The following is a 25,305-nucleotide window of genomic DNA, read 5'->3' on the forward strand; positions in this document are numbered from 1 at the left end:
GGTTTCGGTGCACCTCCGACGTTAGGTGATGGGCGCCACACTCAGTGATGGAAATCGTGCACTGCGCATTGCGCATTTGTGCACACTTCGCCCAATGCTGTGCTGCTTGTACCAACGCTTGCATTCCGAACAACATGACGCGAAGACGCGATCCGTGTGAGCTTTCGGTGCAAACAAGCAGGGCGTTTTCCGATCTTCGGCCTCCGTGTGCAAGTCAAGTTCGAGACCTGCCAGAGCGGCGCTCCGTTCGGCAGCAAGTCGGGGCCATACTTGAGGGTGGTGCGAGTAGTGCTACCGCTTCCGCTTTAGCTGGACTCCCCAGAATCTAATCGCCATGAATCTGAACCCGCGCGCCAATACCGTCGATGGAGTGCTGCGGCGCTCGGCAGCCAAATACCCCGATCGTGTGGCCGTGATCTTCGAGGACCGCACTCGCAAGTATCGCGAACTCGACGACGCGGTCACGCGGGTCGCCGCCTATCTACTGAGCTTGGGACTCGAGCACGGTGATCGTGCCGCCGCGTACGGAACCAACTCCGGCGCCTACGTCATCAGGTTCCTGGCCTGCGGGCGAGCAGGTTTGGTGCACGTACCCATCAACTACGCACTCAAGGGTGACGAAGTGGCTACCTCATAGCACAGTCCGGTGCCCGGGCGGTTCTGGTGGATCCAGCGCTTGCCCCGACTCTCGACTCGGTGCGGGAAGATCTGGAACTCGACTACGCGTTGCGCGACGCCGAACTGTCGGCACTGTCACGTTGTTGAACGCGGCGAACTGGGAGAATATGGCGTGACCACTCCAACGCTGTCGTACAAAGGGCACCGCTACCCGGTCGAGATCATCAACCACTGCGTGTGGTCATACTTCCGGCTTCCGCTCAGCTTCCGTGAAGTCGAGGAGATGATGCTCGAACGCGGTGTCGTGGTGAGTTACGAGACGATCCGCCGGTGGTGCGCCAAGTTCGGGCAGGCCTACGCCAACCAGTTGTGCCTGCGGCGGGCGCGGCCCGGCGACAGGTGGCACTTCGATGAGGTGTTCATCCGTATCAACGGCGTCCAGCATTATCTTTGGCGGGCGGTCGATCAGGACGGCAACGTGCTCGACGTGCTGGTCCAGTCGCACCGAAACGCTGTGGCGGCCAAGAAGTTCTTCCGCCGACTACTCAAAGGATTGGAGTATGTTCCGCGAGTGATCGTTACCGACAAGCTGACTAGCTACAGCGTCGCACACCGCGAGATATTGGCCTCGGTCGAGCATCGCCGATCCAAGTACTTGAACAACAGGGCAGAGAACTCGCACCAACCGACCCGACAGCGAGAACGGGCAATGAAACGATTCACTTCGCCCGGCCACGCGCAACAATTCCTGTCCGCGTTCAGCGGAATCTCACCGCACTTCCGGCCAGGCCGACACCGGCTCTCAGCGTCCGAATGGCGTGCTGAGATGGCCGACCGCTTCGCGGTCTGGCAGGAGGTCACGCGAGCGGGGTTGCATCCTGCAGCGTGAACAATCCCAACTGGGCGCATCGCTGTGTGCTCCAAACCGATTGCACCACTATTTCTTTGAATCAACGTGACAGTGCCAACGCAACACCTAGCTCAAGCCGAACAAGTACGTTCAGTGTCGGTGCGCCGACTCGACGCCGAAGTCCGGCCGATGTGCTCGCTGAGAGAGCGAGTGAAGCCGGCGGGCATCGAGAATCCGACTTGCGGCCAGTCCAGCCGATCTCACGCCCGCGTCCAAGTATGCGGCCCCGGCCGCGATCCGACGGCGGCGCGCCACCGGACGAAGAAAAGCCCGGTTTCCTCGGTAAACCCCGCGCTGCAGTGTACGAACGCCTATCCGTTCCGATCGTTGGCAAGCCGCTCCCGCACGCCCTGCTGATCCACATCGTCGGAAGTTCGATCCCGAGCGGTGGCGCCGCGCCAGGGAACACGGAGGACGGGAGTCTCGGTGCGATCGTCGATAGCGCCGATGGTCGCTTCGACAGCGCCGGTGTCGACTCCGTCGGGCAGTCTGGCCAGCCTGTGAAGGTTGATCTCTGTTCGTTCGATGCACATCAGCAGAAACGCCGGCGATCGGCGCTGTCCACGTCCTCTGCGCGGCTGGCCACTCATGTCAGATGATCGTGTAACCGAGTTCGTGCGCCGCGGTGTAGATGCGGTCGGCCAGTGCCGGATGACTCAACGGTTGCGAGAACTCGGGAAGAGCGGGGAAGGCGCCGGTGGCGCGTTCGAACAACGCCATGCACACAGTTCCGGCGTACCTGCCCCGGTAGATGATTCCGTCAAGATTGTCATGGGCGCGGTGAATTGTCCTGGCCCAGTGTTGGGTTCGTCGGTGCGCTGCCGAATCTAGCGCATGGTTCCCGCCGACTCGGGTTGCCCACACTCCGGTGCCGATTCCGGAGACATCGAGAAGGCGCAGTGCGCGCACGAATTTCACACCTGTCAGGAACGGTTCGCAGTGCCGCCGGTCGATGGTGCGTGAGGATTGGAATGCTTCGGCTAGGGCGCCGCGGGGATTGCTTGCGCCGTACCAAATTCCGTATCTCACCCGATCGGCAGGAGGGAGTGGATGGTGATCGAACCGAAGGACCGGCCCGAAGGTGCGAAGTCCGCTCCATGCAAGGACGTGGGGGCCGGCGGTGCGGTGCACCCTCCAGACCACGTCGCCCGGTGTCCACTCGATCACCTCGTCGGGAAGAATTCCCGCATCGCGGAGGTCCTCGATCGACGGCGGCGCAGGCAACATCACCGCCATCTAGGCGGATGCCCACTGCGCCGCAGTGATCACATCGGCGGCCTGGCTGATGTCATCGTCGGTTCCAGCAGACCCTGTCAGCCACGCCACGATCGACACCGGCTCTCCCTCGACGATCAACGACTTCTGTGGCGTGGTGAGCAACGCCTGCACAGACAGCGGATGCATGTCGCCCTCGAGCAGAGGAACGATCCGGTCGAGGTGCGGTACCTGACCGGTGGAGGTGAACTGGGCGGGCGGAAGTAGCCGGTTTCGGCCAGAGGCGAACGCCCACAGTCTGTGTTCGGCGAGGAGTTGGCGGATCCGCGCCGGCGTGACGCCGAGTCGCTCGGCGGCGTCCGGAATGGAGAGAGATTCGTGCACCAGGTTCTGCATGCGAATATCGCGGTCTACCCGCGCCGACGCCGCTGCCACCGGATCAGCGACAAACCCGGCATCGTCAAGGATGTGGGCGTCGTGGGCAGAGAGGACTGGCGCGATACCCCTGCGTTCGGAGGCGAGGCCTTCAAGGATATGCCAGAGATGACTTCGGTCGAGATCGGTACCGGTGACCTCTTTCAATGCGTCTTCGAAGGGAAGATCACCATGCAGGAAGCGCTCTCTGGTGCTACTGGTCGCTGCGTCCGACATCTCCACGCCTTTCGTTGATTTGCGCACGTAAATCAATGATAGCGCGCTGGGAGGTCGACGACCACCCATCAAACCCCACAAGGCCCCGCACCCCCGCACATGTTCAACTTCTTTGGACCCAGCACCTGCCAATTCGCGAACGTGCGACGCGTCGGGATCTCGACGCGTCGCGATGATGTAGTCACATCGTGACCGGACTCCCCACCCCAGAATCACCCCAAGTTCGACGGACACAGGCAATATCGATTCATGAACGCACCCATCGACCATCTCGCGCAGCGCCGCACCCGGCACCATTCCGAGCGCACCCGTCCCACAGTCGTCCACTGCTACAGCGAATACGCCCGCTACCTCGACGCCGGGGCCACCACACTGGTCATCGACACCGGCCCCGACCAATGGCTCGAACTCGGACACATCCCCGGCAACGTCGACGTCACCATCACCGGACAAACCTGCGCCGCCGTCACCTGCGCCGCCGTCACCGGCGGATCCATCACCGCCGCCGGACGGTGCTTCCTCCAAACCACCCACCACGCCCGCGTGAGCGCCTACGACTTCGCCCACGTCGAAGCCTTCGACACCGCCACCATCGACGCACACGGGGAAAGCCGCATCGTCGGAACCGATTACGCCGACATACGGGCAGACGAGCACGCCATCGTCTTCGCTCACTGCCACTGCCACGTCCACGCCGCCGGACACACCCGCACTGCGGCTACCGACACCACCACCGTCGCCATCGACGGCAACGCCCACGTCCACGCCAGCGCCGGCGTACGCATCACCGGCGATCGTCAATCTACGAATCTGACCATCGACCCCCGCCCCATCAATCGACTCGCCGACCACCTCAACAGGTAAAAACCAGCCCGCAGCGCTCCTTGCCCACCCGCGATCGCAGCAACCGCCTTCCTTGTCTCACACCCGGTCTCTGCCGACCTTCCATCAGCGACACCAGTGCTACGCTCTGCACGGCGGTGCGAGTAGTGGATGGAAAATCCACCTCGCGCCATTTCTCGTCCAGGGGCGCGTCTGGATCTGTTGATGCACTAGCCGAAACATCACCGGTGGGTGCTCCAGACATCAACGCGCGCAACCTTCCATCCCGGCCAAAGATAGTTGCCGTCCGACCCTGTTCACGCGCCGTCTACAGCCACCACGTAGCTCATCTGTGACGGCGTGTTTCGGCACTGAATTGAGGTCTATCGATGCCTGAAATATATTCGATTACAGCATCATTCGTCGAATTCTAGTCCATGATCTACGTGACATGGTCGAATGACGCCCAGTGCCCACAGCCCGGGGTGAGCGGTGTTCGGGCTCGATCTCGCCGGAGCGTCCAATGCCGTCTATGACGACCATGGTTGTTCAGTGAGCGTCGATTTCGCTGCTAACTGTTCTGGTTCTTGAGGGACGAACTACTGCTGATCTGATCCCGCCCTCACCTCGACAGCCGAGTTGATGAAGATTCGTTGAAGCTCTTCGCCGGGGTAAGTCGACGTAATGACTACCAAGATAGGTTGTCGGTCACGTACGGTTTAAGCGATGCTGCACAATCACCACACCGGGCGCGTTGATACGCCACCAGCATCGTGATCGTCCCACTCGACGCCCGCCGGTCCTGCATTTCTCCGATCTTGACCTACGGTGAGATCTGAGGGCGTAGACCAAATATCCTCAAAGTAAATGTGTTTGGGCGCTGGGGCTCGGACTGCCCGTCTGTTTCCACGCCTGTTTTCTCAGAGCATGCACTCGGGCGTCGCCAAGCCCTGAGATCACATCGGTAAGTTGACTCATGTGCTCGACCATCGACTTTTCGTCGTTCGACTGAAGCGGTCTGATCGGTGGATTCGATGCCGTCCTGATACGAACGCGCCGTCGAAACCTCCCCTGGTTCCCGAGGACGAGCGCCGCTGTATCTGATCGCCCCTCACGCCTCTGCGGCCGAGTTGATCGAGAATCGCTAGCTGTTGAGTCAATAAGACCCCTGAATCTCGACACCCCAAATCAACACGTTCCGAAACGAACCAGAACGACGGCTCCCGCGCGCACTTGACGTTGGCGGGTGAAACAAGGGCGGCGGCGGTCCACGTCCGCCACATCGGCCAAATGCGCCGAGCAGTCGAATAACGTCATGCGCTCATGCTGAGGAGAGATGGCGCTGTGATCGGCGACGATGCGTTCTACCAGATCGCGGCCTCTGCCACGATCGAGAGGCAATGCAGCAAAAGACGAATCGACGGCAAGAGCCGGATGCGATGTGACGGCCGGATCCGTGGTCAGGACCCACGCGAGAGTGTCCTCGTTGCGCCGAGGGCGGTACGCGAGGCCACCGATAACAGGGTCGGCAGCATGGATCGCGTGTGCCCACCTGCGCGTCGCGACGTAATGTCGCGCTTCACATTTGGTCAACCACAAATCCCGACCGACCGCAGACAGGTGCGGGCCGTGCAGCGCCGCAACGGTAAGGGTGCGGGTGAGCGTCAACGCGGTCAAGGTTCGGCCCGCCACCACGCTGGCAGGCACAATCCTCGCAACAGTCGGATCCAAAGGCAGATCCCGGCAGATAGTTTCGGCGATCGCTCCGTCCGGACTGTCAGCGATGTACAGGTAGGCGTACGCGGGGCGTCGAGGGAGTCGAATCGGCCACCGGAAAACTCGTCCGGTTGCGCGGTGGGATTGGGTGCCAACGCGCTGCGGCGGCTGCTGTGGACTCGCCACACCGTCGTGCCGGCGGCGAGTGTGCTGCGATGAGCCGGCCGGAACAGGCCTCCGGCCGGTGGTTCTATATCCGGCATCAGTCAGCTAGCACCGCGGAGGCCAGTCGTTCGAGTTTCCGATGGGCGGCAGGGTCGGGATCTACCGCGAGATCGGCCGGAGTTTGCCCCTGCGGCAGTCGCGTGGACGGCGCCAACCACCACGAGGCCACTCCCCACGGGTCAGCCCCCGCACCAAGAAGCACATTGACCGTGGCCACGACCTCACGCACCGAAGCGGTCATGTCATCGAAAGGCCATGTCTTTCAGTGGCATTCGGGGGTGAGTGCCGTCAAAAATTGCTTTTCGCTGTTGTTTTCTTCCAGAATTAGGTCGAGTTTCGACGCGAACAGCATGTTGTAGTCGCGCTCGCCGTAATCGAAGAGGTCGAAGGTTCCCAGACAAACAACGCAACTGTCCCCGATTTCCCGAAAACTACGCGTGCGACATTTGTTCCATCTGTGGCCGGCGGAGAGTAATCAGGGAAGGTCGATATCCAGGTCGAATCCAAGCCTGAGGGTTCGGCGGACCAGGTCCAGTCCCCATCCCGGCACAGAGAGATCACTGGTGTCCGTTATGTCCACGGGCAGCGAGTTACGGCGGTCGACGAGCATGACAGCACGTTCGTCCTTGCCGTGTCGGCAGGGGTAGCGGACACCCAAAGCACCCGGAGTCCCCACCAAGATGTCCGTGCAGGTTACACGCGAATCCCGGTAGTCTCGCCACGTGCACCCGACCAACGATCCGTCCTGGTTGATCGCAGCCAGTCCAACCTGGGTGTCAAGGGTGATCACCGAAATGTTTTCTCCAAGTGTTAGTTTCGTCAGCGAGAAGTCGGCGACCGCCGCGTAGGAAAGCAACTTGGATTTGGGGATGTCGGTACCTCGCAGAATTCCTTCTGCCACCACGGCACCTACCGATAATCCGACGTACAGGTATCCGCCCAACCCCGATCCTCCAGGACAGACCGTGTCGTCATGGACCGGATCGAACCGACCCTGGCGCGGTAAGCCTCGGTGCTTTCTGATATCGAAAGCCACTGCATCGGTCAGCGGTGCGATCCCCGTCGAGTTGAAACTGTTTGCAGGGTAGCGGCTGTCGGTGCGGTGAACACGCCACAGTTCCGCCCCAGCCGGCACGATCGCGGTGTGTGCAGGCGCTCCGTTGTACTTGCGCACCCGCTCACATGCCTCGACGCGAGTAGTCGAGCACGTTGTCGACCGCGATCTCCGTGAGCTGCCCGGCCTCGAGATCCTCGAGCGGACTGTTTCCGTCGAGCAGATCCGTACTCGTCAGCCACCAACTCGCCGCGCCGTACGGGTCCCGCTCGACATGGAGCCGCAGGTTCGCGTGCCGAACCACGTCGTGGATCTTGTGCCGCTCCTCGTCGAGCTGAAACGCTGGGTACTTGTAGTTGGGTCGGGTCCCGATGGGCAGGCCGATCAGCTCACCGGCCTTGCGACGTTTCTGCGCGACGCTGCGGGTCGCTTCACTTGTCGGAGCGAGTATGCGGGCGACGTCCTTGGAGTCGAGGACATCGAGGGAATCGAGAATTGACCTTCGTGCATTCGCCAATGCTGTTGACCTGGATGGATCCTCGTCATCTGTGGAGGTCTCCGGTGGTGTCGTCGAGACCTCGTCAGATACAGAGACCGACGCGATGAGAAGCTGCGCGAGCGCCAGACGCTGTGTGCCGGTCAGGGAAGCTGCCGAAAGTTGTGCGACCGCGGTGACGATGTCACCGCTGGCAGTGCCTTTCCCTGCCGGTGCGTGGAGGTCGTCAACTCGCGTGACTTTCTCTCGACCGCGCTCCGGAACGGGGCGGGAAGGGTGCAGTTCGGTGGTGTAGGCCTGCCACATTTCCGCCACGTGGACGCTGAATGCGTGAGGGAGACCGTCGGTGCGGATTGCTGCGGTCAGGTGCTCCACCGCCACGGAATCGATGTCGTAGCCGGCGACAGATGTCTGCGATCGGGCAATTTCGGCACTCATGGCGCTCCTTACCAGCCGAAGGCAAGTCCAACTTGAAGTACCTATCGTACCTGACGTACCACAAGGGCGTAATCTTCACCCTTGAACGTCACACACCCTCAGGCTGGGATGATCCGCTATCGGCCGCGATGCTCGGTGAGGCCTCGCGTCGAAAGCGATGGCCTGCCACTCGAGCCAGGGAAACCCCACGTCGATACACCTCGACAACCGATACCGCAGCCAGACCGACAATCGGCCGTGAACGAAAATCTGGTCGATATCAACGGCCGGCGAAAGTTACTTAGCGAAAAGAGTTAGCACTCGATGTGCATGAGTGCTAAATTTTGTTGAGGGCTACGCCACAAGCAAAGGCCCTGGCCGAGTCCGTCACAAGCCACTGGCCTTCGGCCGATCGCGACGATCAGCCGCAAACGCGGTCTCGACCACCCCCGCGCAATGTCTTCGATCGAACAGACCGAAGACATCCCCGGACCGCAAATGCCGACAGATGCCCGTCGACACGACTACCGACGACACGAAGGAGGAGTATGACCACCGTCCCCCACAGCCGCCACACCGACAACCTCCCGTGGGCCTCCTACGGCGACAACGACACGCAGCAGCAACACCGCTCGCGGTTACCCGCGGCGTCGATCACCTTGGGGGCACTGTCCATCGCGGCGTTCTGGATGGTCGGACTCGGCTTCGTACTGGGAGTAGCCGCCGCGGTGTGCGGCACCGTCGCCACGTCACGGCCCGCGGTCGCCGATGACGAAGCAGCCTCGCTACGGGCCCTACTCGGCATCGTTGCCGGCGCCGCAGGCATTATCGTATCCGCGGGCGCCGCCCTACTCCCCATGCTGGCGCCACGGTGAACCCCACACATGGGTCTCCCTGCGGTGAAACAGCCCTCTAGGTGCGCTGATTCCCCACCCGGCCCCTTGGAGCAACTGGACTCTCATCGGTCTGCTGATCACACCACTGGCCGACGAGCTTCCTGATCGAGAGACTGCGTCAAGCGCCAATCCCGGGGCCCTAGTCCCTAGAAAAATACGCAGCATTGCTAATTTGGCGCTCAAAGAACATCCACCCGCGGAGGATGGGCGTAGTCAGCTCCCGATCACTAGAGGTATCGACCCATCCTCCCCAACACATTGGCCTCTCGTTCACCAGCCAACCGGCGAAGTTATCCACAGTGACTTTGTCGTCCGTACCCACCGCCGTCGACACTGAACGCACAATCATCCCGGCAGAAACAGACTCCACCTCATCTGTCGGGCAAGCATTCTCCGGCGGCAGATGAGGTACCCACATGTACAACGCACCAACATCATCGAGCCGTCGACGTACCAGAAAGACCGATTCCAGCCGCCACGCACTAACACTCGGGCTCGCCATGTCCACGCTCGGAGCCGGAACTTTAGCGCTCACGGTTCCCTCACTCGCATCCGCGACACCGGCTGGATGCACCGAGGTCCTTGCGGTGATGACCCCGGGGACGTGGGAAACCACGTCCGACGCCGATCCCGGCGTTCCCGTCGGAATGCTCGCATCGGTGGGCAGTTCACTGAAATCGACGTACGGCGACACAGTCGGTCTGTTCTACACCCCGTACGCTGCCTCGGCATTCGATCAAGGAAAAACCTACGGCGACAGCAAGACAACGGCCATCGACACGATCAACGACAAGGTAAGCACTGTCGCCGCGAAATGCCCCAAACAACATTCATCTTCGCCGGCTACTCCCAAGGCGCCGATGCCACCGGAGACATCGCCTCCGCCATCGGAAACGGCAAAGGCCCGATCAGCGCCGACAAGGTCCTCGCCGTCGGACTGCTCGCGGACCCTAGCCGAGGAACCGGCTGGTAGTTGGGGTGACGGGTGACGGAGTCGATACCCTCGCTGGCGTACTTGGGGACCTCGGCAAGAAGTGCGACACGTTCGTCGGCGCGTGTTTCCAACTGCGCCACCTCATGCTCGAACCGGCCCGTCGACGCGGCTCGGATAAGCCATTGTTGGGCTTCGGGATCGTATTCGTAGGCGGCAATCACGGCGGACTGTTCCAACGTCAGACCGGATCCCTGGTCCAGCAAATTCCAGCGCGGCCGACGATTTTGCGATGACTAACGTGTGGTCGACGCCCTTTTCTTGGTGCAGGTGGCCTGGGCGGTCTTAGTGGCAGACATACCGGCGAGCGAGAGTTGTTCGATCGCGCTGACCCGGTGGGATGCGCACAACTCTTCCCACTCCAAGCTGACGAAACGGTCGACGATTCAGCCGATGGTCATGGCTCTGTCGTCGCCATCGGTAGCCACCGGCACGACGTAGACCGGGACGGGCCTCGCGGGCAGCGAGACCGGCCCCTATGCAGAATCATTGCGTACGGGCCGGTTCTCATGTTGCCGACTAGCCTTTCTGCCGACCCGCAACTCGGTCCGCAGTCGAATCATCCGTCAGGAGCCACCACGGCCATCCCGAAAGATTGTTATGGCAGTTCTGATCTCACGAAGTCGAAGATGTCCACACCACCGGTCGCGAAATTTTGCAGATCTGCTTGGGCCGCGGCGCCCTCCGGCGAGGACAGCGCCGCCCGCATAGTCTCCTCGGACTCAAAATCGCCCTCGAACAAAGCAAAGATCGAAGAGCCTGATTGCTCATGGTGCACATCCAGCGAGTATCGGGCAGCGCGTAGGCCCGGCAGTGCGGCGGCCAGAGGTAGGTGTTTGTTGCGGTAGTGATCACGGAATGCCACGGGGTCGACAGGCGGGCGATAAGTCACCATCAAGGTGTGCACGATCGGTTCCTCGTTTCCTTAAACAGCTGTTAACTGGTTTGTGGGTGTGTAGCTTTCCCGATGGATGCGGCGGGGTGAGATCCGTCGGCGTTTGAGTGCCTTGACGCCAGCTTCGACCATGGCCGGCGGGCCGCATAGGTAAGCCGAGAAGTTCTTGCACGACGGAAGGTCCGCGACAAGTGCGTCTCCGACGTAACCGGTCCGTCCGGTCCATCCGCCACGGCTGAGGCATGGGGTGTACCGGACCCCGGGGTGATCGGCGGCAAGGTCGTGCCAGTAGTCGACGTCGTAGAGGTCGGATTCGAATCGAACTCCGTGATAGACGTGGATCTCACGATGCGGATCGAGCTCCAGCGCAGCGGCGGCGATGGATTTCAGTGGCGCGAGCCCGGTTCCGCCGGCCAAGAGAACGAGGCCGAGTTCCGGATCGTCTGCGGTGTAACAGAAGTCGCCCCAGGGTCCGGTCATCGACACGGGGTCGCCGACTGCCAGACCGTCGAAGATCCAGCCATCGGTGGCGCAGCCGCCGGGCTGGCGCCGGATGTGGAACTCCAGTTTGTCGTCCTGGCTGGGCGGATTCGCCATCGAATATGGACGGGTGGTGTCGGTGTCTGGGATCGACAGCTCGACGTACTGACCGGCGGTGAACTCGAGCGGCTCGTCGAGAAGGATCGTCACGGCGAGGGTGTCGTCGGCCACCTGACGTATCGCGCCGACCGTTCCGGCGATATCACGGAGAACGTGATGTGGTGTGCCGGAATCGATCCCCACAGAATCGATCGTCACATCCGAGGTCGGGATCGACTGGCACGCCAGGACATATCCTCGATCCTGCTCGGCAGTCGAGAGCACAGTGTCCGGGGCAGGAGAGGTCTCGACGGTGCCACTGCTGATTCGGACCTTGCACGTGCCGCATGTGCCCTGGTTGCATGAGTTCGGGATCCACACGCCGCCCCGTAGGAAGGCGTCGAGCATCTTCTGGTCCGGGCCGCACGGGACGGTGCTGCCGCCGGTGTCGATCCGGAACGGTGGTTCGGTCATGTCATACCTCCCAAGTGGCGTGCAGCGAGGTCGGTCCGCGGAATCCCCAGCCCCAGAACTCGACGTCGCTGTCGGTGTTGCGTTCGAGGTTCGGGATGGATTCGAACAGTTCCTCGAGGCCGATCCGGCACACGTGATTCGCGAAGTAGATTCCGGCGCAGGCGTGATTTCCTGCCCCGAATGCCAAGTGCGGCAAAGGTGGCCGGGTGATGTCGTAGTCGGATGGGGCATCGTAGATGGTGTGGTCGTGGTTGGCCGATCCATAAGACATCAGGACCACCGATCCTTCGGGCAGATCGACACCGGCCACTTCGACATCGCGAGTGCTGATTCGGGCGGTCGCCGACCAGATCGGGGAGGTCCAGCGCATACCCTCGGCGATGGCCCGCGGGATCAGACCGGGTTCGTCGACTACCTGCTCGAGCTGATCGGGGCGGGTGAACAAGCCGACGAGGGTCGATGACATCGCATGTCCGGGTTCCTGCATCGCGCCGAGGAGGTAGACGTAGAGCGTCGGATAGATGTAGTCGCGATCACGGGTCTGCCCGGGTTCCATGCCGTCGTGGAGCCAGTGTGAGATGGCGCTGTCGTCGGGATTGTCGATCCAGTTGTCGATCAGTGGGTCGACGATGGACCGGATCTCTCTCTTCGCGTCGTCTGCTTCGAGGAAGCCGTCAGGGTTGGTGAACTCACCGTTCTCGTCGACGCCTGCGTTGGTGAACGAGTTCGACAGCTTGTGGAACCACTCGCGAAGCTTGTCCGAGCTGACGGACTGCAGTCCTAGGAGGTCGCCGAGTGCGCGGACGCTGACGGGTTCGCAGTAGTCGGCAACCAGTTCGGCGTGGCCGTTGTCCTCGAACTCGGTGAGGTAGCGGCGTGCGATGGGACGAACGAGGTCGTCGATCCAGCGGTCGACCTCCTGCGGTTGTAACGCGGGGTCGACCATTGACCGAAGATCGTGGTGAATCGGTCCGTTGACTCCGATGACGGCGGGGTGACCGAAGGTCCGTCCACCCGCTTTGGTGATGACTGCTTCGAAGTCGGGACTCGTGGCGATCGACCGGCAAATGTCGGCGGTGGTCGCCACGTATGAACCCAGGACCGGGAGATAGGCGAGCGGCGCCTCTTCGCGCAGTCGCTCGTAGACCGGGTAGGGATTCCGCTCGAGTTCGGTCATCGTGATGCCGTCGATCCAGGACAAAGTGCTGGTCATCGCGTCTCCTCAGTAGTTCGGGTGTTCGCTGAGCTGGTATGACATGACGGTAAGGCCGCCTGGTCTTACCGGCGACAACCGATGCGCGAGATCAGTACCGATTGCGCGAAAAAAGTGATTCCCATCGCTGAAAGCTCGACATGTGTGTCAGATCACGAGTTGAATCGCTTGTGCAGTTGTCGCAGCCCGATGGACGGAACGAAAGCTCAAATGCCCCAAGTACCTCACCCGAGAAGCACTCGCACCCGTGATTGGGAGGCCGCGCACCTGGCCGTCGAAAAGGTGTACTTCCCGCACGAGCTGCACGCGTTGTCGTCACCGGATCTGTTGGCGCTGACCATGCAGAGTGTCGACCTCGGGCCGGTCACGATCGGCCGGCTGAACTGGGGCACCGACGTGTCCATCGCGTGCGACTACCTGGGCGCCTATGAGATCAACATCCCGATCAGCGGACGCCTCGATTCACGGTCCGGGTCCGCGATTACGGTGTCCCAGCCCGGGCAGGCGACCGTGTTCACGGCCGACCGATCGTCGATGATCACCCGGTGGTCGGGCGACTGTCAGGTGGTGGGGGTGAAGTTCGAGGCCGAATACCTCGAGCGCGAGGCCGATCGCGTGCAGGCCACTCCTCTGCGTTCACGGCTGGTGCTCCCGGATCAGCTGGACTTGGGCGGGCCCGATGAACGCAGCTGGTTCACCCTCGTGCGCGCGCTCACTGCTCAGCTCCGGGAGCCGGCGGATCTGCTGTCGAATCCGTTGGTGGGTCCGCAATTGGCGAGCGCGGTCACGACTGCCTTCATCCTGGCGGTCTCGCCTGAGACGATCGGGACCGGATTGCGGCCCAGGATAGTCAAGCGTGTGCTCGACGCACTGCATGACGATCCGGCAAAGAATTGGACACTAGCCGACATGGCCGAGCTCGGCGGGTCCAGCGTGCGCCGGCTGCAGGAGGGGTTTGCCGAACACGTCGGGGCAAGTCCGACCGCGACGCTGCGCGACATCCGGCTCAGCCGCGCCCACGCGGACCTGACGTCGGCAGATAACGCTGCGAACGTCTCTGAAGTTGCCGCGCGTTGGGGCTTTCCGGGGGCGAGCCGGTTCGCGGCGGCCTACCGGAAGAGGTACGGCGTATCCCCCTCTCAGCAGCTGCGAATGTGACGCATTCACTTGAGAAGCCGCAGGGACACTCTGAAACTAGCCAGCAGTCAGTCCGTCACGCCAACGCTCGACAGATCTCGACACGTTCTCCGTGCCAGGTAGTTCGGGGAAAACCTGCCAAATAATTCCGAAGGTCACAGGGCTACGCGAGGGTCTCGACTGCCGATCAGACCAATGATCCGCAGAGCGACGCTCTGAGCGCTGCCAGCTGTTTCAAAGTCTGAACCGAAACCGCCTCCGGTGCAACGACCACCCGGCCGCAACTGACCGATCTTCTTTCCCCTCTTCGCGAGGGGGACACATTGGTGGTGTGGCGGCTCGACCGACTCGGCCGCGCACTCCCCCACCTACTGCAAACCGTGGAAGATCTCGCCGCCCGCGGCATTGGCTTCAAATCATTGACCGAAGCGATCGACACCACCACCTCCGGCGGCAAACTCATCTTTTCCATCTTCGGCACCCTCGCCACCGGCGACTCGATCCGCAAAGGACAACCCCTGTGCTTGATCGGGGACTCCGGAACCGGGAAATCGCATCTGCTCATCGGTCTTTGGGCTGCGGCCGCCGAAGCGTGTTACTGCGTCAAATACGTCCTCGCAACTCGGTTGGTGCCACCGAACGGGAGGAGAAGAATTCCGTCGCGATCGCGTCGAACGAGTCCTTCTCGGGCTGGACGAAAACGTTTACAGACCCGAGGCTTTGTGCGGCGATCGTGAATCGGCTCACGTTCGGCGGCAACATCATCGAAACCGGCACCGACTCCTACCGATTCGCTCATACCCGAAGTCAGCAATCCGCCTGACCCATACACCCGAGCGGGTCCGGATCAAGCCGCCCCACTGGACCTGAATGGGATTGACATATTCAGAGATCCCGAACTCACCGACAGTCTCATGGCTGGAGGGGACGGACTCCCGCCACGGCAGGGAGTGCACCCGATGAATGACGAGTTCAGCGAATTCGACGGTGAACTCGAAGACGACATCCCTAGGCGGGTGTACCTGTGTGAGCAGGCCGCAGAGCTATTCAGTGCCCCGGTCTGCCCCCACCCATCGCGCGGCCCACACATAAGGACAGCTACAAGCAGGACTTTGCTGTCTGCACATACTGATTCGATGCGTCGATCCCTGGTGCCTCCGGCCAGCGGGTGAACTCATGCGAGTACCCCTCGGCCGAGTAGATCTGTGCGCCGGAACCGTCGAGGCTCGAGGTCGCCCACACGCCGGTTTGTTCGTCTCCACCCGGTGCATTGAACCGCGCGGCGATGTAGTAATTGTCGACCGCTTTGACCGCTTGTGCTTCCGAAATCGTGATGGGTACGGCCGGGTTTGCCGCCATCGCCGGCAACTCGATCCGTTCCATGACCGCCGCGGGAACCTCGAGGCATTCTGCATCCGTGCCGCTGTCCGAAGACCCGCATGCTGCGATGGAAGCGACCGCTGCGAGGAGCGCCAAAGCACCGCTGTACATCGGAAGACGTGTCGACATCTCCGAATCATGGCAGGAGCTATGCCCGGCGCGTGTTCAACACGCGGAGGAGCACTCGGGTCGTTGTGAGCCTGCGCCTCAGCCCACATACGCAGCTCGCTGCAACGTCAGCAACTCACCGCGTCCCCACTCGACAGCATCACAACCGTTTCCATGCGTGTCGACTATTCCAGGCCCAGCTGAACCGCACTTAACGGGTGTCCGGCGAACGACGCTTCGCTTAGAAATTCAGTTCCGACTTCTAGACTCCGACTTCGAGGTTCGACCTCGAACCCAACGTCACCGAGCGATCGCCGAAGTCGGCTACCACACGAAGTCGACCACCGAGGGCTTCGACGTAGGACTCCAGAGTTCCGAGCTGTGTGTCGGAGGTCGCCCCGCTCGATCTGCGAGACCCGCGACTGGGACACCCCCATCAAAGCCAACAGGCCCTGGAGGATCACCTGTGCGCGGCCGACCTCGACCGAGCCTGGCGATCGGGCTGGCCATCCGCGCCTGCCAGGGTGGGCATCGAGTACTTTTTTCAACTCCAGCCCAGTGGGTTTCACGCCTTGCCGATGCTCACCATGGCGGGCGATTGGAAGCGGAATTGATCAAGCTCGGGCGTTATCCGCTGCTTGTCGTCGATGAGGTCGGTTACATCCCGTTCGAAGCGGAGGCAGCGAACTTGTTCTTCCAGTTGGTCTCGAGTCGATACGAACGGGCCAGTTTGATCATCACGTCGAACAAACCGTTCGGCAGATGGGGCGAGGTATTCGGCGACGACGTCGTGGCCGCGGCGATGATCGACAAGTTGGTCCATCACGCAGATGTCATTTCCCTCAAGGGCGACAGCTATCGCCTCAAGGATCGTGATCTCGGCCGTCCGATGACCGACCGGAACACCGACACCTGAACGGATAACCGCATGCAGGGGGTCAATTTTCAGATGCCGGAAAGGGGTCAAAATTCAGATGCCGTTGACAGTAGTCATGGTTAGGGAAGATTCACCATCGGAAGGTCATCACCGATGACGTCCCAGCCCCAACCGTCCCACAAGCAAAAGAAGCAGTCGTCAGGAGTGGACGTGTAGGGGGCCGATATCTCTGCGACGATCTTGAACTGGTCATTCTCGGTGAGATAGCCGTCGTCCGCAGGAGTAAGAGCGTCAGCCGGACTGCTAGCGTCGTTTTCTCTTTGACCCTCGTATGTCGGATCCGGTATGAACCGCAACCTCGCATATGCCGGGAACCCAATCGGACCGCTCACGGTGAGTTGATACCACGGCAGATCCTGCCCAACCAACCAATCGGCCGCCGATACGTTCGGTATACACGCTCAGGCTCATTCCCTCATTCTTCCCGCCCAACGCGTCATACGTTCACCTACAAGCACGACGACACACACCCCCACCGAGCGGATGCTGATTGCTCTCGAGAGCCTGGCAACCGAATCGCGCTCAGATCGTTCCTGCGGGATTCGGCGTGCGTTTTGACCATCGACGAAACGGACGAGCGCTGAACGTATGGTCAGCGTCGCGGCCCCAGTAGTCGGGACCAAGGTGATCTGGGCTTACGAAACAGGCTGTCGTCGTAGTGGCCGTCGACGTCGATGATCTTGATGTCGAGATCGACGCGTGGCGGATCGTCGAGGTGCTCGATGAAGACGCAGACGGCAGTCTCGACGTCGAGGCGAATCGTCGACGACGATTCCGATATCCATCGATCCTGGTCGTCGGTGGGTTCGCCGGCCAGCAATGAGCAGCACGAGCATCGCGGGTCATAGTTCGGCGTCGGGGTGGCCGTTGCTTCCCAGGCGGCGCGGCCGTGATGCGTCACAGCACGCAGACCTGTTAGCTCTACCGGCGGCGTCTGGTCGTCGTCGGTTCCGCCGAGTCCTCGGTCCGTGAGTTCGGCCGGGTCGAGCATCGCCACCCAGTGATAATCGGTGTAGAACGGTGCGTCGAAATCTATGTCCGATCGACCCGGGCGGTCGGTGACGAGGCCCTCGGAATTGAGGGCCGGTTCCGTTTCAGAGGGCCATATCCCTGGCGTTGGAAGCCATTTCCCCTTGGATCCTTCCTTATAGAAGGATCCCTCGAACGCTCTCGTGCTGACTCGAGTATCTCGAAGGGTGCCGTCGGGCCCTTCGATGCGGAAGCGGTCGGGCCGGCGAATCCAGACGTGGTCGGCGCTTGCGGCGCCGCGATCCTTCCATTCGAACTGGATGCTGGACCAACGCCACGGCGAGGAGCGGGCCAGAGCGCGGAATCGCGCGGGCGTTGGTTGCAGTCTGGCGTCGGTCACTGCTCCAGTCTCCCCGCGGTGCACCCGACAACTGGATGTGCGGGTTGTCGGAGCTGTCGTCCGTTCGCATACGAACATAGCGGCACCACCACTTCACGTGACTCCTGATTCCCTACGAGACTCCAGTAACCGAATCGCTCTCTCGTTCCTGCGGGTTTGTGTGTGCGTTTTGACCATCGGCAAACCGGATCATTTCTCCTGCCTGCCACTCACCAACATTGTCAACATCCGGGTCATCGACTACCGCGTCGATCCGCGGCTCCGAAATGATGAGTTCGATCGCCTCGGCGGCCCTGCAACCACCACAAAGCGCAGACCGCCAACCATCACGCCCGAGGGATTTCGTGGTGTGCTGCGGATCGCACAGCAGTCATGACAGCAGACGAGCAGGATTCTCTAACCAACCCCTAAGAGCTCACTAACGATCGCCAAGTTTCCCGCCCATAGATTCGGAGATGTCGAGGCCATCCTGGCCACGACCCTGAGCGAGGAGATCACCCATGCGTAAGACCGCCATCGACAACCCAGTCCGCCGGCGAGTCGCCATCACCGCAGCCGGAATCGCTGCCGTCGCCGCGATCGCCATGCCCGGCGTTGCCTGGGCCACCGGCGGCCTCTCCGAGACCGCACCGGTCGTAGTCTCCGCCCCCGTCCTGGAGAGTGCCCCGGCCATGCAGTCCGACACCCCGAACAGCGAGTGTGGCCGCGACCTGACCCCAGAAGAGGTCGACGCGCTGGTCGCGAAGGGTGAGGTCAGCCGGGAAGACATCACGCCCGCAGCCGCCATCGAACCCGCGGTCGTCGCCAGCGCCGAGGAGACCCGTGCCTACGCCGAGGGGCCCGGTACCGGCGAGGCAGCCGTAGGCACGGACGCGAGCGTCACATCCGCCATGCCGGCCTGCTGACCCGGTAAGCGCTGCGGGCGGGCGAGCCTAGTTTCTCCGCGCTCAGGCGCGATGGATCAAGTGACTGACCCCGCCCGCATCCTGCTCGTCGACGGCGACACCAAGGTCCTCTCGTCCCTCACTGAATCGCACCGGCGAGTCCGCCGGGATGCTTCTATATCTGTCAAGACACCAAGATTGGGTGTGCAGTGGCGAGTGTCCGGAACAGCTGCCGGGTGGCATAACACTTGAGGGATCGCATGATCTCCTTGGTTGTGCGGCCTTCGGTTCGTCGACGTTCGATATAGGCGCGAGTTTGGGGATCAACCCGCATCCTCACGATGACAATGGTGGTCAGCGCCCTGTTCAGACGGCGGTCACCGCCGCGATTGAGCCTGTAGCGCACCGTGTTACCTGATGAAGCCGGGACCGGGCAGATCCCGGCGAGCGAGGCGAACGCCGCCTGTCGAACGCACCCGACCTGCATGTGACCACGCGATCAGGACAGTCGCTGCAACCACTGCGCCCACCCCGACCGCGGCAGTGAAGTTCTGGCGCATTGGTCTTGACCAATGCGTCGAGAGAATCTCGATTGTCAATCAGCTCCGAGTCGAGCGCACGAATCCTCTTGGCTAGTCGCACGGCCTCTGCTCGGCACGTCGCAGTGGTGGCGTCCTCGGACCTAGCTCGCCAGGTTGCGATCGCCGTGATCTGACTGTATGTCAACGATTTTCGTGCATCGACACCAAGTTCGACGGTACGAACCAAAGCCGGTCAACGCATTGACCGCGCGCGTCTGCTCACACGTTATCTGCTCACGAGCGACCACGAGAACACGCATCGCCACTCGCGATCCATCCGCACGTGCTCGGCGCAGTCGATCGACATCGACAGACAGAACCGACCGGGCGATGTGAGCGGCGTCGAGATCGTCGGTCTTTCTGACTCCTCGCCGATCCGCCGAACCCATCACGGAGGGTTCGGCTACCGGGAATCCCGCCGCAAGAACGCGGCAGGAGAGTCCGGCTCCGTAGGAGCCGATGCCTTCGATGACGACGAGGGCGGCTTGTTGAACTGCTCTGTGTGCAATCCACGTGCGGGCCCGATCAAGACCCGCTGACTTGCTGGAAAACTTGCTTTGTCCTTCCGCGGCACCGGTTGCTGCGGCCCCGACACACAGCGCATGGGCGGCAGCGTGGGTATCTACACCGATGACGATCTCGTAATGATCTTAGGGCGATAGGCATAGCGACGGATGTCCCTTCCGATGGGCGACGTCGTTGTCGCCCGTCGGCCCGGAAAGAGCACTTCGAGGCAGGCCTGTAATGAGCCACGACCTCGCGGCAACGGGGTCGGGCAGGCTTGAAAATCAAGCCACCGAAGAAGGACCGGACCTTCCGTCGCCGCCACAACAGAGTGGACAAACCCCGGCCAGTGCACCCCGAATGAGCAAAACGATTCACGAGTCACACGGCGTTGTAGCGACGACACCTATCCTGTCAGCCCGCCCCGGGCCGGCCACTACAAACACTTACATGCGATTCAACGGCATACCCGCCTAGACACTTCCCTGGAGCCAAGGACAAGCGAATACTCACCGACCTCGACCCCACCCCTGCAACCTTGCAGCGCCCTAGTGACCACAAGTTGGGACCGCCTCGCGTGTTGTGAAACGTGGCCCACAAACCGAATGAATGCTCGGCAAAACGCACATGCAAAGCGACGACCCAGGATTGATGTACCCCGAGTTTGTAAACCGCCGGCGGCTTGGATGGGCCAGCGGAGGCCATCGACGGAGTTCCTTTCGACCTGCCCCAAGTTTCGGAATCAGCGACGGGCGGTATCGACGGCAATCCGCTCATAGATGTCAACGCAGTCGAGCAGCTCGTCGAGGGAAATCCGATCGACGCCGTCTGGCGACGGAAGTGAAATGTATGGTCCTACTCGTGCAGTATCAATTCCTGCCACGCGAAAGACCACGCCGTCCGTCGATCCTTTCCACCGGGAGATCACCGGAAGCTCATCTGATTTTACTGTCCTCCAGTAATTTTCAGCAGAGCGCACAATCTCCGATGTTCGAGGTGTTGCGGCGCCCTGATCGATGTGGACGATATCCACGACTATGTGTACGCACTCGCGGTCCAATGCCGTGCCTCGAATGGAAGAGCGCAAATACCCGCCCAAAGATTCCCGGATGATCACAGCGTCGATCTCGCCTGGATGCACGAGGTAGCCGTACAGTTCCACCACTGCAGGAATCAGATCCGGCTTTGTGATGATCCCACCGCGAATCGCGCCCAAACCGACTTCGGCGCCACACTGCTCACCGGCCTCTGCGGAATCCACATAGCACCGACCCCACTCCTCGATGGCCTCGATGATCAGGCCACAATGCCGCAGCACCCCACCTTCGGGCGCATTGGTAGCCCGCCACATCACTGGACCCCACTCGCCTGAAACGCGAACTCGGAAATAGAGCGCGCCCGGTTCGTCGTACAGAACCCCTCGCGGGCCAGCCTTCGCCACAATCACATGTCTCGGGTGTGATTGTGCTGCTAGGTATTCCGTAGCTCCCGTCCGTCTTCGCGACGGGCTGTCGAAAGCTGATTCGACTGTACGGTGAGTACCGCCCGCAGCCAATAGCAGTTGCAGACGATACGGTCCTGCCATGTCGGACAGTTTTTCGGCCGCCAATACAAACGCAGTGAGGGCAGCCGCTGCCGGTCCTTTGGCAACTCCCAACCCCAACCCGGAAACAATGCGAGATGCATCCTCTAGCTGATATTTCTCATCCCGCACCACGTCACCAAGAATTGGACGATCCACCACCAGATCGCCGAAGAGCGACGTGTCCAGGTGCGAATAAAGAAGGAGTCCACCGGTTTCAGCATCTCGCGAAGTTGTCACAAGTACCGAGGACGAATTTTCTCCGTCACCGTCGATGAGCTCCCAATGAAGGTGGGGAAACTGCGACATACCCCAACTGACGATGGACTCCGCAAGAAGTCGCTCCTCACCCGCGGGGCTCGACACACTGGTCAGCAACTCGAGCGCCTCCACGAGGAGGCGCTGACGAGCCGCGACCGGTGTCAGCTCAGAAGCGTTCCCAGTCATCCGACGCTGCTCGCCATACATCGATATTTCGGGGATCGGCCGTCATCCGTCGCGCCTGATGAGTCTCGTGCTCCTCAGGGGTGAAAACACGGTGGCCGTCGCACAATTCAATTCGGGGTCCGTGCTGCGGCTCATAGAGGTAGAAGGCGATCGAAGTGGACGCCGAATGATTGACAATATCGGAGGCGATGTTCACATCTTTGTAGAGCGCCTTCGCGCGTCCCCTCATCACGTGGTCGAGGCTCTTCATCTTGAAGCACAGGTGCGCGACGTAGTACGAATTATCCTGCCTCAGTGCAAGTGAATGGTGGTATCGATCTTCGCCGCGAATGAAGGAAGAGGCACCGAATCCGTCCGAGATGATGAAATCCGACGCGAGGAAGCCGAGGATATCGAGGTAGAAATTCTGGGACTCACGATACGCCGGCGTGGACAGGAATGGGTGAACGATTTCGAGGGGGCGCCACTCTACGAGCGGCGGTTCCGCGTATTCCTCGAACCCGGTAAAGATCTCGATTGTTTGACCATTCGGATCCTTGACGGCAAATCCGTCTTCGACCAACGCGGCAGTGCGCGGATGCATGTCGAAAACCTCGATGCCGTTGTCTTCGAGTCGCTGCCGAATCTCGGCAAGCACAGTCGCAGACTCTGCGCTGTAACCCAAAGCAAGACAATGAAAATCGGACAACGTTGTGTCCTCCACCAGCTCGATCACATGGTGAGAGGTATCTGCGCGCATAAATGCGTGCTCAGCCGAACGTTCTTCCAGACTCAATCCGACGTGATCGGTGTAGAAGTTGATCGAACTGGCCAGGTCGGGCACAGCGAGCCGCGCGTACTCGAACGCGTAAGGACCGCGCGGCCGTGTTGCGGTAGCAGTCATGGGATCAGTCCTATTCAGATGATACGAATCGACCGTAACGATTGTCTGTCCAGCGATTACGGATCGCCATTTTTCGGTCACGAACGATTCGTGTGATTGTCCGTTGAGATATGCGTTCAGCTCTGTACGACTGGGGAATTCGACGGTAAATACATGAGACATCGTGGTGTCTCGTTCGCTGATGTTGGGTCCCAGTACCCAATTGCTCATGGCTGGATATTGAGCGGGGAAGGTGTCGAGTTCGTCGAGGATCGCTTGCCGATCCGTTTCCTCCACCTCCGGTTTGAAACTGAAGGCGACTACGTGCTTGATCATGTCGCTCCCCGTTAGATGATGAAGCTCAGTCGTGCACCGGACGTGAGCAGTTCATGCGAAAGCACCGACCGCCTGCGCCGGAAGCGAAGCCCGGACTCCGCGATCTCGAGAAGGTGCTTGTAGTAGCCCACGTAGCACTGGGTCGTTTCGTCGCGGAAGCGGTGAATCACGAACGACGCCTTGATCTCGACCAGATTACCGGTTCGTTCGCCCACTGCGACATTGCTGATCATGCGGTGCACACGAGATTTGGGGTTCTCGGCGTGTGCCTTGCGACTCTTCAGTCTCTTGACCCTCGCCTGAATCAGGTCGTAATTGTCCAGGATGAAGAACCCGCCGCCGCGTTCGTCCCAGCCGCGCCAATCGGTAGTCGGTACCTCGTACACAGATTCAGAGGTGAAGAGCGCCAACCAATTATCCAACTGCCACGCGTCAAGAATCTCGGCCTCGCGGTACAGAAACTCCTCGACGTCGAAACGAGAGACATCCGCATGGTGTGTTGTGGGTGTAATCGATGCAGTCATGACTGATCCTCCTCCGCCGACCCGTTGACCTCTCCTACTGCTCGGCTCCAGTGACGCCAGAAAGTTCGCATCTGTCCTTCGTCGATGGAACGCCCCTTTTCTCCGCGTACTTCGGAGATCATTCCACGCGACATATCGCTGTAGTCGTTGATTCCACGTCGGTCACCGGCCGTCGCGACGATGCCACGCTGCACGGCTTCATAAGCTTCGATGTCATCCGGCGTGGCCAACCCGCCTGGGCCGACAAAGCTGGCCATGGTTCGCAGGCGGATTTCACGGGCCTGGTCAGACTCGTCAGTGGGGACGTATTGCCAAGCGCGGACATCAGTTTCACCCGCTGCAAGCGGCTCGAGCTGACGAATGGTCAGGGCTTCGAGGTCGAATAGCAGGAGATTCGGGAAGACAAAGAGTATTCGGCTCGCATCACCTACCGTGTCAGCACGCTCACGCCCGAGCCTTGCGGCCATCTCTTCCCGTGTTTTGCGGGTGCGCTCTTTCTCTTCCTCGCCGAACCGGGGCTCCCACAACATTCCGAGGCGACCGTTGTGACCAGTAAGCACCAGCATGGAATGCCCGTTGCCGAGGTTGTATCCATACTGATCGTCGTCGGTAACGTGGAATCCCGTTTCTCTCAGATACCCGACAAACGTATTGTGCGTGGGAGCGAAATGGTAACCGTCCATGGCATTTTCGACGGCAAGCTTCCAGTTTCCCTTGATGCCGTAACGCTGAATTCCGGGCAACGCGACCATGCCGGCGGCGCTCTGCTCGGTGGCCATGCTGATGACATCCGCGGCAGCGCCTAGATGCTCTTCCAGCGAAGGCCCTTCCTCTGCAAACGAAATGAAGACGAATCCCTCATGGCTGTCGACCCGCGGAACGGCACGCAGTTTCACCGAATCCCGAAAGTCACGTGAAAAGTCGTATGCATCCTCACCCGGGATAGCTGCGATCTCGCCTGACGTTGTGAAAGTCCATGCGTGATAGAAGCACTGAAGGTGCCGGGAATTTCCTTCCGCCTCACGACACAGTGTCGTTCCGCGATGCGGACAGGAGTTGAGGAATACCCTGATCTTCCCTTCGTTGTCGCGGACGAAAATCAGAGGCTTACCCGCAATCACCCGAACGCGGTAGTCGTTATTCCTCGGAATCTCGGTCTCGTGTCCGAGATAGACCCAGGTCTTCATCCATACCCGTTCGCGTTCGGCCGCGAATACCTCGGCAGATCGGTAGGCCTCGCGGTCTACACGAAAGGTCAAGTTGTCCCAGTCTTCTCGAACAAAAACGTTGCCCAGTCGTTCGGGTACATGCTGGGTGATGCTTTGCGTCATGTTGTCAATCTCCTACAGTCGTATCTCGGGCTGAGCGAGAAACGGAGGGTTTGTGAACAATCTTTCGAGTGATGGTGCGATACAACGCTCAGTGAGATTCGGTACGCCAGGTTGTTTCGCCAACCCTCGCCCGTGCCCGTCTCAGGGTCAT

The 25,305-nt window shown here is 60.9% G+C and carries 23 protein-coding genes and 6 pseudogenes; 9 read left to right on the forward strand and 20 right to left on the reverse strand.

The window, feature by feature from the left end:
* Positions 1 to 334: 334 nt before the first annotated feature.
* Positions 335 to 756 (forward strand): annotated as a pseudogene (locus CJ178_RS30990) (AMP-binding protein); the annotation flags it as partial.
* 34 nt (positions 757 to 790) lie between these two features.
* Positions 791 to 1,507: an IS6 family transposase gene (locus tag CJ178_RS30995; protein WP_095888882.1), complete on the forward strand. Its 717-nt coding sequence runs from the start codon at positions 791 to 793 to the stop codon at positions 1,505 to 1,507.
* A 332-nt stretch (positions 1,508 to 1,839) separates the two neighbouring features.
* On the opposite strand, the gene CJ178_RS31000 is transcribed toward CJ178_RS30995, so the two are convergent.
* From CJ178_RS31000 to CJ178_RS31010, 3 genes are read right to left on the reverse strand one after another with little or no spacing between them, the layout of a single operon-like run.
* Positions 1,840 to 2,118 carry a hypothetical protein gene (locus CJ178_RS31000; protein WP_095888883.1) on the reverse strand — a complete coding sequence of 93 codons (279 nt, stop codon included), beginning with the start codon at positions 2,116 to 2,118 and terminating at the stop codon, positions 1,840 to 1,842.
* Between the two features lies 1 nt (position 2,119).
* A complete protein-coding gene (locus tag CJ178_RS31005) occupies positions 2,120 to 2,764 on the reverse strand; it encodes an RES family NAD+ phosphorylase (protein ID WP_095888884.1) in 645 nt (214 codons plus the stop codon).
* A complete protein-coding gene (locus CJ178_RS31010; RefSeq protein ID WP_257013616.1) occupies positions 2,765 to 3,394 on the reverse strand; it encodes a helix-turn-helix domain-containing protein in 630 nt (209 codons plus the stop codon). It abuts the gene before it with no gap.
* A gap of 249 nt (positions 3,395 to 3,643) precedes the next feature.
* Between CJ178_RS31010 and CJ178_RS31015 the strand changes: the two genes are divergently transcribed.
* Positions 3,644 to 4,258: a hypothetical protein gene (locus tag CJ178_RS31015; protein ID WP_095888885.1), complete on the forward strand. Its 615-nt coding sequence runs from the start codon at positions 3,644 to 3,646 to the stop codon at positions 4,256 to 4,258.
* Positions 4,259 to 5,404: 1,146 nt separating this feature from the next.
* Here the strand turns inward: CJ178_RS31015 and CJ178_RS31020 are convergent.
* The 4 genes from CJ178_RS31020 to CJ178_RS31035 form a co-directional block, all read right to left on the reverse strand.
* A complete protein-coding gene (locus tag CJ178_RS31020; RefSeq protein ID WP_179300893.1) occupies positions 5,405 to 6,118 on the reverse strand; it encodes an RES domain-containing protein in 714 nt (237 codons plus the stop codon).
* 76 nt (positions 6,119 to 6,194) lie between these two features.
* Entirely contained in the window at positions 6,195 to 6,398 is a 204-nt protein-coding gene (locus tag CJ178_RS31025; RefSeq protein ID WP_052683284.1) for a hypothetical protein, read from the reverse strand.
* A gap of 234 nt (positions 6,399 to 6,632) precedes the next feature.
* Entirely contained in the window at positions 6,633 to 7,331 is a 699-nt protein-coding gene (locus tag CJ178_RS33490; protein WP_257013618.1) for a hypothetical protein, read from the reverse strand.
* Positions 7,332 to 7,335: 4 nt separating this feature from the next.
* Positions 7,336 to 8,145 (reverse strand): hypothetical protein, encoded by an 810-nt coding sequence (locus tag CJ178_RS31035; protein WP_095888887.1) that lies wholly within the window; start codon positions 8,143 to 8,145, stop codon positions 7,336 to 7,338.
* A gap of 527 nt (positions 8,146 to 8,672) precedes the next feature.
* Here CJ178_RS31035 and CJ178_RS33495 point away from each other — a divergent pair.
* A complete protein-coding gene (locus CJ178_RS33495) occupies positions 8,673 to 8,999 on the forward strand; it encodes a hypothetical protein (RefSeq protein WP_257013619.1) in 327 nt (108 codons plus the stop codon).
* 521 nt (positions 9,000 to 9,520) lie between these two features.
* A complete protein-coding gene (locus CJ178_RS31050; protein ID WP_095888889.1) occupies positions 9,521 to 10,009 on the forward strand; it encodes a hypothetical protein in 489 nt (162 codons plus the stop codon).
* 600 nt (positions 10,010 to 10,609) lie between these two features.
* Here the strand turns inward: CJ178_RS31050 and CJ178_RS31065 are convergent.
* Genes CJ178_RS31065 through CJ178_RS31075 form a run of 3 tightly spaced genes read right to left on the reverse strand, consistent with a single transcriptional unit; the run spans position 10,610 to position 13,172 of the window.
* Positions 10,610 to 10,918, reverse strand: coding sequence for an EthD family reductase (locus CJ178_RS31065; protein WP_095888892.1), 309 nt, complete (start codon positions 10,916 to 10,918; stop codon positions 10,610 to 10,612).
* 18 nt (positions 10,919 to 10,936) lie between these two features.
* A complete protein-coding gene (locus CJ178_RS31070; RefSeq protein WP_095888893.1) occupies positions 10,937 to 11,959 on the reverse strand; it encodes a 2Fe-2S iron-sulfur cluster-binding protein in 1,023 nt (340 codons plus the stop codon).
* A 1-nt stretch (position 11,960) separates the two neighbouring features.
* Positions 11,961 to 13,172: a cytochrome P450 gene (locus CJ178_RS31075; protein ID WP_095888894.1), complete on the reverse strand. Its 1,212-nt coding sequence runs from the start codon at positions 13,170 to 13,172 to the stop codon at positions 11,961 to 11,963.
* A gap of 210 nt (positions 13,173 to 13,382) precedes the next feature.
* Here CJ178_RS31075 and CJ178_RS31080 point away from each other — a divergent pair, with 210 nt between their 5' ends.
* Positions 13,383 to 14,330: an AraC family transcriptional regulator gene (locus tag CJ178_RS31080; RefSeq protein ID WP_095889117.1), complete on the forward strand. Its 948-nt coding sequence runs from the start codon at positions 13,383 to 13,385 to the stop codon at positions 14,328 to 14,330.
* Between the two features lie 263 nt (positions 14,331 to 14,593).
* Positions 14,594 to 15,132, forward strand: a pseudogene (locus CJ178_RS33500) (ATP-binding protein).
* 275 nt (positions 15,133 to 15,407) lie between these two features.
* Here the strand turns inward: CJ178_RS33500 and CJ178_RS31090 are convergent.
* The gene (locus CJ178_RS31090; protein ID WP_095888895.1) at positions 15,408 to 15,818 is read right to left on the reverse strand and encodes a hypothetical protein; all 411 of its coding nucleotides are present in this window, start codon (positions 15,816 to 15,818) and stop codon (positions 15,408 to 15,410) included.
* A 241-nt stretch (positions 15,819 to 16,059) separates the two neighbouring features.
* Positions 16,060 to 16,240: pseudogene (locus CJ178_RS33505) on the reverse strand (helix-turn-helix domain-containing protein); the annotation flags it as partial.
* A 44-nt stretch (positions 16,241 to 16,284) separates the two neighbouring features.
* On the opposite strand from CJ178_RS33505, the pseudogene CJ178_RS31100 reads away from it, so the two are divergent.
* Positions 16,285 to 16,713, forward strand: a pseudogene (locus CJ178_RS31100) (ATP-binding protein); the annotation flags it as partial.
* 80 nt (positions 16,714 to 16,793) lie between these two features.
* On the opposite strand, the gene CJ178_RS31105 reads toward CJ178_RS31100, so the two are convergent.
* Both CJ178_RS31105 and CJ178_RS31110 read right to left on the reverse strand, forming a co-directional pair.
* On the reverse strand, positions 16,794 to 17,066 hold the full coding sequence (locus CJ178_RS31105) for a hypothetical protein (RefSeq protein ID WP_143547569.1): 273 nt from the start codon (positions 17,064 to 17,066) through the stop codon (positions 16,794 to 16,796).
* A gap of 260 nt (positions 17,067 to 17,326) precedes the next feature.
* Positions 17,327 to 18,103: a hypothetical protein gene (locus CJ178_RS31110; RefSeq protein ID WP_095888897.1), complete on the reverse strand. Its 777-nt coding sequence runs from the start codon at positions 18,101 to 18,103 to the stop codon at positions 17,327 to 17,329.
* 500 nt (positions 18,104 to 18,603) lie between these two features.
* Here CJ178_RS31110 and CJ178_RS31120 point away from each other — a divergent pair, with 500 nt between their 5' ends.
* Positions 18,604 to 19,008: a hypothetical protein gene (locus CJ178_RS31120; RefSeq protein ID WP_095888899.1), complete on the forward strand. Its 405-nt coding sequence runs from the start codon at positions 18,604 to 18,606 to the stop codon at positions 19,006 to 19,008.
* Positions 19,009 to 19,171: 163 nt separating this feature from the next.
* On the opposite strand, the pseudogene CJ178_RS33835 reads toward CJ178_RS31120, so the two are convergent.
* The 6 genes and pseudogenes from CJ178_RS33835 to CJ178_RS31145 all read right to left on the reverse strand — a co-directional run bounded on the left by CJ178_RS33835 (position 19,172) and on the right by CJ178_RS31145 (position 25,154).
* Positions 19,172 to 20,206: pseudogene (locus CJ178_RS33835) on the reverse strand (IS110 family transposase).
* A gap of 608 nt (positions 20,207 to 20,814) precedes the next feature.
* The gene (locus CJ178_RS31130) at positions 20,815 to 22,101 is read right to left on the reverse strand and encodes a hypothetical protein (protein ID WP_095888900.1); all 1,287 of its coding nucleotides are present in this window, start codon (positions 22,099 to 22,101) and stop codon (positions 20,815 to 20,817) included.
* The gene (locus CJ178_RS31135; protein ID WP_257013622.1) at positions 22,082 to 22,984 is read right to left on the reverse strand and encodes a VOC family protein; all 903 of its coding nucleotides are present in this window, start codon (positions 22,982 to 22,984) and stop codon (positions 22,082 to 22,084) included. The genes CJ178_RS31130 and CJ178_RS31135 overlap by 20 nt, the downstream gene beginning before the upstream one ends.
* A gap of 39 nt (positions 22,985 to 23,023) precedes the next feature.
* A pseudogene (locus CJ178_RS33770) lies at positions 23,024 to 23,299 on the reverse strand (Dabb family protein); the annotation flags it as partial.
* Between the two features lie 11 nt (positions 23,300 to 23,310).
* Positions 23,311 to 23,823, reverse strand: coding sequence for an aromatic-ring-hydroxylating dioxygenase subunit beta (locus CJ178_RS31140; protein ID WP_095888902.1), 513 nt, complete (start codon positions 23,821 to 23,823; stop codon positions 23,311 to 23,313).
* Positions 23,820 to 25,154: an aromatic ring-hydroxylating oxygenase subunit alpha gene (locus tag CJ178_RS31145; protein ID WP_095888903.1), complete on the reverse strand. Its 1,335-nt coding sequence runs from the start codon at positions 25,152 to 25,154 to the stop codon at positions 23,820 to 23,822. The genes CJ178_RS31140 and CJ178_RS31145 overlap by 4 nt, the downstream gene beginning before the upstream one ends.
* Positions 25,155 to 25,305 lie beyond the last annotated feature (151 nt).

Origin of the sequence: Rhodococcus sp. ACPA4 (assembly GCF_002300185.1) — a bacterium.
GTDB classification, from domain to species: domain Bacteria; phylum Actinomycetota; class Actinomycetes; order Mycobacteriales; family Mycobacteriaceae; genus Rhodococcus_F; species Rhodococcus_F globerula.

Coding starts and splice junctions, on each gene's coding strand:
- CJ178_RS31010 (WP_257013616.1), bottom strand. CDS start 3,394: ATGTCGGACGCAGCGACCAGTAGCACCAGAGAGCGCTTCCTGCATGGT.
- CJ178_RS31130 (WP_095888900.1), bottom strand. CDS start 22,101: ATGACTGGGAACGCTTCTGAGCTGACACCGGTCGCGGCTCGTCAGCGC.
- CJ178_RS31080 (WP_095889117.1), top strand. CDS start 13,383: ATGCCCCAAGTACCTCACCCGAGAAGCACTCGCACCCGTGATTGGGAG.
- CJ178_RS31035 (WP_095888887.1), bottom strand. CDS start 8,145: ATGAGTGCCGAAATTGCCCGATCGCAGACATCTGTCGCCGGCTACGAC.
- CJ178_RS33495 (WP_257013619.1), top strand. CDS start 8,673: ATGACCACCGTCCCCCACAGCCGCCACACCGACAACCTCCCGTGGGCC.
- CJ178_RS31005 (WP_095888884.1), bottom strand. CDS start 2,764: ATGGCGGTGATGTTGCCTGCGCCGCCGTCGATCGAGGACCTCCGCGAT.
- CJ178_RS31135 (WP_257013622.1), bottom strand. CDS start 22,984: ATGACTGCTACCGCAACACGGCCGCGCGGTCCTTACGCGTTCGAGTAC.
- CJ178_RS31025 (WP_052683284.1), bottom strand. CDS start 6,398: ATGACCGCTTCGGTGCGTGAGGTCGTGGCCACGGTCAATGTGCTTCTT.
- CJ178_RS31070 (WP_095888893.1), bottom strand. CDS start 11,959: ATGACCGAACCACCGTTCCGGATCGACACCGGCGGCAGCACCGTCCCG.
- CJ178_RS31145 (WP_095888903.1), bottom strand. CDS start 25,154: ATGACGCAAAGCATCACCCAGCATGTACCCGAACGACTGGGCAACGTT.
- CJ178_RS31140 (WP_095888902.1), bottom strand. CDS start 23,823: ATGACTGCATCGATTACACCCACAACACACCATGCGGATGTCTCTCGT.
- CJ178_RS31120 (WP_095888899.1), top strand. CDS start 18,604: ATGCGTAAGACCGCCATCGACAACCCAGTCCGCCGGCGAGTCGCCATC.
- CJ178_RS31090 (WP_095888895.1), bottom strand. CDS start 15,818: ATGTCGACACGTCTTCCGATGTACAGCGGTGCTTTGGCGCTCCTCGCA.
- CJ178_RS31000 (WP_095888883.1), bottom strand. CDS start 2,118: ATGAGTGGCCAGCCGCGCAGAGGACGTGGACAGCGCCGATCGCCGGCG.
- CJ178_RS31050 (WP_095888889.1), top strand. CDS start 9,521: ATGTCCACGCTCGGAGCCGGAACTTTAGCGCTCACGGTTCCCTCACTC.
- CJ178_RS31015 (WP_095888885.1), top strand. CDS start 3,644: ATGAACGCACCCATCGACCATCTCGCGCAGCGCCGCACCCGGCACCAT.
- CJ178_RS31075 (WP_095888894.1), bottom strand. CDS start 13,172: ATGACCAGCACTTTGTCCTGGATCGACGGCATCACGATGACCGAACTC.